This window comes from uncultured Maricaulis sp. (assembly GCF_947259345.1).
Classification (GTDB): domain Bacteria; phylum Pseudomonadota; class Alphaproteobacteria; order Caulobacterales; family Maricaulaceae; genus Maricaulis.
In genome coordinates this window covers 1-5329 of record NZ_CAMYLS010000016.1, presented here as the reverse complement: position 1 = coordinate 5329, position 5329 = coordinate 1, and the positions used below count along the sequence as shown (strand labels likewise).

Below are 5329 nucleotides of genomic sequence, written 5' to 3'. Positions count from 1 at the left end.
GATCGCGGCGTCCAGATTGACCTGGCCGTTGAGGATCTCAGTCGTATCGTCCGCGAAGATAGGTGCGCACGTGATCGTCGCGGCGCTCATGCCCGCGATCAACATTGCTGCGCGCTTGGACATTGGAGGTCTCCCGTTGACCGTAAGTGTTGGTGGCGTTGACGCCGCCGGTGATATTGGTGTGGCCGCCCGTGCTGCCGCCGATCGGATCGGCATAGGTGCAGGCGGCAGCTGGATCGACGCCATACATTTGCGCCGAGATTTCAAGGACAGCGCGTTCGATCACCGAGCGCACGGCCAGCTGGACCGGCTCGAGCGAACGGCCACCGCCGGAAATGTCGATCACCGCATCATCCCAGAAGGCGAAGACGCCGGCCGAAATCTCGCGACCGATGATCTGCTTCTGGTAGGAGATGACGTCGACCGTCTCCATCGTGCGTGTTTCGTTGAGGCGCAGGTCGAGGCCGATATTCATCACCCACATGCGGCGATTGAAAACGCCGGTCGGATCGCTGTCGATGCGGTCTCCGCCCAGGACATCAATGCCCGAGGAGCGGATATTGTAGTTGAGCTCGGTAATGCCGCCGACCAGGTGATAGTCGGAGCCCGGCAGCGACGCGGCGCGGATCTGGCGCTGCGTGCCATTATCGCCGATCAGCGAATTGTTGGCATAACGCAATTCCAGCTCGGACACGGATGTATCAAAACGCTCCACCAGGCGGATACCGGCTTTGGCAAAGGCCGAAATCGCCATCAGCGACGCGCCCTGGGTCACAGCGGCACCGCCTTCAAGCGAGGCGCGGCCGGTATAATCGGCCAGGCGTCCCACCGCGATACGCGGCGATTGCAGATTATGCTGTTGGGCATAATTGGCGAGGCAGACCAGCGCTTCGGAATAGGGGGTCGGATTGGCGGTCACCGGTGCGCCGCCGATCGGTGTTGCATAGTTACCGTCCGCACCCCCGGTGCGTGCCGTGGTCGCGCACCCGGTCAGCGCCAGGGCGCTGGCGAGTGTAGCCATCAAAAGCTTAGTCTTGGTCATTGTCCGTACTCACATTGCCTTGGGCCTGTGCGCTGGCGTTGATGTCGCCATTATTGATTTGGGTGGAATTCACGATGACCGTGTTCCATTGGCCGCTCACATTGACATTGAGCTGATTGCCAATTGCGGAGGCGTTTGCGCCGACGCCGCCGCCAAACAGGCCGGTCTGGGTGGAAACCCCGACACCGGTCTGGATGATTCCGTCAATGATCACGCGATTGCCGGCGCTCGAGCGGGCTGCTGCCCCGGCGCTGGCGGTGGCGCCCGACCAGGGCTGGCTGGCCTGGGCCGTCGATCCGCCATAGGGCTGCTCCCAACCGGCCGTCGTCTGGACCTGCTGAGCCTGGGCCGCTGTCGAAACAGCTGCGAAGGCAAGAGCGGCACCGATCACGGTGGGGAAGCTGCGCGTTGTCATTGTCTCATGTCCTCTTAGACGCGATTTCTGGGGACGGAGTTGCAACGGGCATGCCAAAAGGTGTGCCGGCCTAAGTCCGTTCCCCTGCAGGGGGAATCGTGTCGCCCTTGAGGCGCGAATGCCTGAATGGGCCAGTCGGAGACGGGAGTTGAGACGATGAGTGTGCCGCAGCGGGACGAGTCTGACGGACCGTGGTCACGCCTGCCGCCGCCGCGCGCGCCGATCTTCAATGCCATGCCGCCAGCGGTCCTGTTGATGGCGCTGAGCATTGTGGGTGTGTCCCTGCTGGGTCAGGTCTGGCCGGACTTCAAGCGCTGGGTTTTCAATGCGGCTGTCTTCATCGCCGCCGAACCGGACGCCGTTTTGCCGCGCCAGCCGCTCGGACCGGTCGCGCCGCTATTCCTGCACGTCTATATCCATTTCGGCCTGTTCCACATCGCCATGAATCTGGCCATTCTGGTGGCCACAGGGCGCGCGGTGGGCGAAAGACTGGGCTATGGATGGATCGGTTCAGCCGGGTTTCTCTTTCTCTTCTTCGCCTGTGCCGTCAGTGGCGCGGCCCTGGAAACGCTCTTCCATCAGGGTCCGCCCACGACGATGGGCGGCGCGTCGACGGCAGTCTCCGGGCTGATTGCTGCTGCCGGCTGGGTACGGGGCGGCTGGCGCGGCATGGCCCGCCTGGCTCTGCCCTGGATTGCGGTCAATATCGTGATCGGTCTGATCGGTGGCGCGATGCCGATTCCCATCGGCTGGGTCGCCCATATCGGCGGCACAATTGGCGGCATGCTGCTGACGCCGCTGGTGATCGCCGTGTTCGCCGAGGACGGCGTGTGATTACCAGATCCGGTCGATCCGGCGCTCGCCATCGATCTCGAACCCCTTGATCATCAGCTGACCGGAGCCGGTCAGTGACAGGATGATACGCACCCGGCCTTCATCGGACGTGCCGCCGCGCAATATGTCCTGCAAGGCGAGGGCATCGTCGCGGTCGGCATAATAGCGTTCGATTTTGAAGCGGGCGTGCAGGAATTCATCGGCGAATCCGACCCGCCCTTCGGCCACCAGGCCTGTCCCGGGGTGAGAGCCGTGGACGGCGACGGGCACAGCCAGTCCGTCCTCACCGATCGCCAGTGTCACGAAAACCGGTTGATGTCGCTCGAAGGCGTCATCCCCGGCGAGCGTGTCCAGGGCCATCATGTTCAGTGGCGTGCGGATCTGGGCGTAATGCCCGAGAAAGAGGTCGCGGGGATCATAGCCCTCGACGGTCATGACCAGCTCGGTTCCCTGGCTGCGGGCGCTGGCATGGCTGGCCAGCATGAAGACCAGAAATCCTGTCATCACTGCCGCGATCAGGCCGAGGCGGCCCATCGGGTTTCGCCGGGTCGACTGCTGCGCACTCATGATGTCGCCTCCGTCTCGCCGGTCCGGGCTGATCGACGTTTGCGCACTTGCCAGATCACGAAACTCGCACCGAAGAGGATCAGGCCGCCCAGGAAAAAGAAGAGGGCGGTGTCGAGCAGGCCCTCGAAGGTCTCGGCATAGACGTAGAGGGTTTGCAGCACGAAGCCCGTGACGCCGCAGACGCGCAGCAGGCCCCGGCCATGTCGGTCGCCGATCAGGATGAGGGCCGTGAAGGCGGCATAGAGGAGGGCGCCGATCACCATGCGCAGCCATATCGGAGCAGCGGCGTCGCCGGCCACGATGAGCGGCAGGGCCGCGATTGCCAATGCGGCGGCGATCAGAATGCCGCCTTCCCATCGGGTCAGCCGTCCGTGCATCATGCGCCAGGCGGCGACCGCGATGATGACCGCCAGGGTGGGCAGGGAGACAGCAAGATAGGCGCTGCCGGCCGCGGTCTCGCTGCCCGGACGACCGCTCTCGAGCGGGAACTGGATCAGGAAGGCCGCGATCAGTGTCACCACGGTCATCCAGCCGGCAAAAACGCCGCTGCCCTCGAGGGCGCGGTCGCGCAGGAGGGCGGCGACCAGCGCCATTGCGCCGAAGATCAGGATGGAGACCGCCTGCACGGCCGGATCGCTGACCGTCTGGGCCTGCTCCCAGAGATAAAGCGCATGCGCGATCCAAAACACGACGGCGATCGCGGTCAGATGCATCGACACGCTCGAGCGCAGCCGGACGGCCAGGAAGGCGCCGATCGCCGCGACCGGCCAATAGCCCCAGATCGACCCCGTGACATAAGGATTGGCTGCTTCAAGCCCGGCCCAGAGGGCGCCAAGCCCGGTGGCCAGGATAAGGACGGGGCGGGATCCGATCAGCCAGGCGGTCAGGCCGCCGGCGCCGGCCCAGATCAGGACCGCCGTATTGCGAAAGGAGGTCATGTTGAAGGTTTGCGCTGTCAGCATGATCGCCGCCCCGAACAAGACCACGCCCAGCAGGCTCAGCGCATGGCCCAGCGTGGAATGCCCGAGCCGGAGGGCCTGACCGCTCCCCATCAGGCTCGCCCACAGGCAGGCCAGGAGCAGGCCGAAACGGGCCAGGCGGGGAATCACATCCCAATTGGCGCCCACGAAGGTCAGCGCCGACAGGCCGAGCAGCACGGCCCCGAGAATGGTCAGCGCTCCCAGCGCCGAGGGGCGTGACGGGCCGGGGCCGATATCGGCCAGGATGGCATCGCGATGGGCGGCATCAATCCATCCGGCACCGATCCAGCGGTCGATATCGCGGGTCAGGCGTTGGCGATATTGCATCGGTGGTCCTCCGCATGCCGTGTCCGACGGGCCGGACGGCTATCCGCTCCAGATTGGCGGAGGGCGTGGAACCTGTCCATGAAAGCCTGATTCACAGGCCGTCCGCGCGCGATTCGGGAGGCGGCCTCGAGCGTTGGGGGCGGCCAATCCGGATTTTTGTGGTATCATGAAACAGCAATCGGATGGGAGGGTGCGATGAGTGTCGAGACGATTTTGAAATCCAAGGGACGTGACGTGATCACGATCCGCGAAATGGCGACCCTGGAAGAGGCGTCTCGCCTGCTGGACGCCCATGGCATTGGCGCGCTTCTGGTCGAGGATGAGCAGGGACGTCCGATCGCGATGCTTTCGGAACGCGATATCGTTCGCGAGATGGCGCTGAACGGCGCGGCCTGCCTGCATCGACCGGTCGCTCACGCCACCACATCGGCCTTCATCACGGCCGGCGCGGATGCCGGCGTCAATGAGCTTATGGTGTTGATGACCGAGCGTCGGGTTCGTCATATCCCGATCCTTGAGGGAAATGATCTGCTCGGACTCATATCCATCGGCGATCTGGTCAAGGCCAGGATTTCCGATATGGAAGCGGAAACGGCGGCCCTGCAGGCCTATATCCGCTCATGACGGCCCATCGCGAGCTACCAATCACTCATCTGCACACGGTATGACCCTTGTGTGACAAGGCAATCCGGAAACAGGCTGCATCCGTCTGCAGGAATTTCAGGCCAAAGGGGTTGCGTCCTGCGCGGCGTCCTGTAGAACCCCGCTCACACCGGCGCTGCCGCAGCGGTTTTCCACTTGCGGTTCAGCGTCGTTTGCTTATTATACGAGGTCTTGTCGCTTTTCTAAGTCAGGTCGGCGCGTCAAATACGGCGCTCGGGGCAGTGAATTTTTCGCCGGTTTTCGAGCCACTGAAGATCAACTGCACGACCCTGAAAAACGCGATTGACTTCGAAAGTTGGGCGGCCTAAACACCGCCCTCCTTGGCCGGGGCGGCACTGATGTGTTGCTTTGGTTTTCGGGTTCGGCGGCCTTTTGGTTGTTTGGGCCTGGCTCTTTGACATTGTTGTTATGGAAAGAGAAACGCAGGCGACGGTGCTCTGCGGTGGGTCAGACCACCAATTGAGACCGATACGCTGAAGCGTTTTTCTACGACGATTTTGG

6 protein-coding genes are annotated in these 5329 nt (G+C 63.4%); 2 read left to right on the top strand and 4 right to left on the bottom strand.

What is annotated here, in order from left to right:
• Positions 1-37 precede the first annotated feature (37 nt).
• Together hfaB and hfaA are read right to left on the bottom strand one after the other, a co-directional pair.
• Complete coding sequence (gene hfaB, locus Q0X62_RS07720) at positions 38-1042, bottom strand: holdfast anchoring protein HfaB (RefSeq protein ID WP_297733635.1); 1005 nt, start codon at positions 1040-1042, stop codon at positions 38-40.
• Positions 1029-1457, bottom strand: a complete 429-nt coding sequence (hfaA, locus tag Q0X62_RS07715; protein WP_297733632.1) for a holdfast anchoring protein HfaA — start codon at positions 1455-1457, stop codon at positions 1029-1031. Before hfaA ends, hfaB begins: the two co-directional genes overlap by 14 nt.
• Before the next feature lie 156 nt (positions 1458-1613).
• On the opposite strand from hfaA, the gene Q0X62_RS07710 reads away from it, so the two are divergent.
• A complete protein-coding gene (locus tag Q0X62_RS07710; protein ID WP_297733629.1) occupies positions 1614-2291 on the top strand; it encodes a rhomboid family intramembrane serine protease in 678 nt (225 codons plus the stop codon).
• On the opposite strand, the gene Q0X62_RS07705 is transcribed toward Q0X62_RS07710, so the two are convergent.
• Together Q0X62_RS07705 and Q0X62_RS07700 are read right to left on the bottom strand one after the other, a co-directional pair.
• Entirely contained in the window at positions 2292-2858 is a 567-nt protein-coding gene (locus Q0X62_RS07705) for a GDYXXLXY domain-containing protein (RefSeq protein WP_297733626.1), read from the bottom strand.
• Positions 2855-4165 (bottom strand): DUF2157 domain-containing protein, encoded by a 1311-nt coding sequence (locus Q0X62_RS07700; RefSeq protein WP_297733623.1) that lies wholly within the window; start codon positions 4163-4165, stop codon positions 2855-2857. The genes Q0X62_RS07705 and Q0X62_RS07700 overlap by 4 nt, the downstream gene beginning before the upstream one ends.
• Before the next feature lie 195 nt (positions 4166-4360).
• Here Q0X62_RS07700 and Q0X62_RS07695 point away from each other — a divergent pair, with 195 nt between their 5' ends.
• The gene (locus tag Q0X62_RS07695; protein WP_297733621.1) at positions 4361-4789 is read left to right on the top strand and encodes a CBS domain-containing protein; all 429 of its coding nucleotides are present in this window, start codon (positions 4361-4363) and stop codon (positions 4787-4789) included.
• Positions 4790-5329: the final 540 nt, after the last annotated feature.

Coding starts and splice junctions, on each gene's coding strand:
- hfaB (WP_297733635.1), bottom strand. CDS start 1,042: ATGACCAAGACTAAGCTTTTGATGGCTACACTCGCCAGCGCCCTGGCG.
- hfaA (WP_297733632.1), bottom strand. CDS start 1,457: ATGACAACGCGCAGCTTCCCCACCGTGATCGGTGCCGCTCTTGCCTTC.
- Q0X62_RS07710 (WP_297733629.1), top strand. CDS start 1,614: ATGAGTGTGCCGCAGCGGGACGAGTCTGACGGACCGTGGTCACGCCTG.
- Q0X62_RS07705 (WP_297733626.1), bottom strand. CDS start 2,858: ATGAGTGCGCAGCAGTCGACCCGGCGAAACCCGATGGGCCGCCTCGGC.
- Q0X62_RS07700 (WP_297733623.1), bottom strand. CDS start 4,165: ATGCAATATCGCCAACGCCTGACCCGCGATATCGACCGCTGGATCGGT.
- Q0X62_RS07695 (WP_297733621.1), top strand. CDS start 4,361: ATGAGTGTCGAGACGATTTTGAAATCCAAGGGACGTGACGTGATCACG.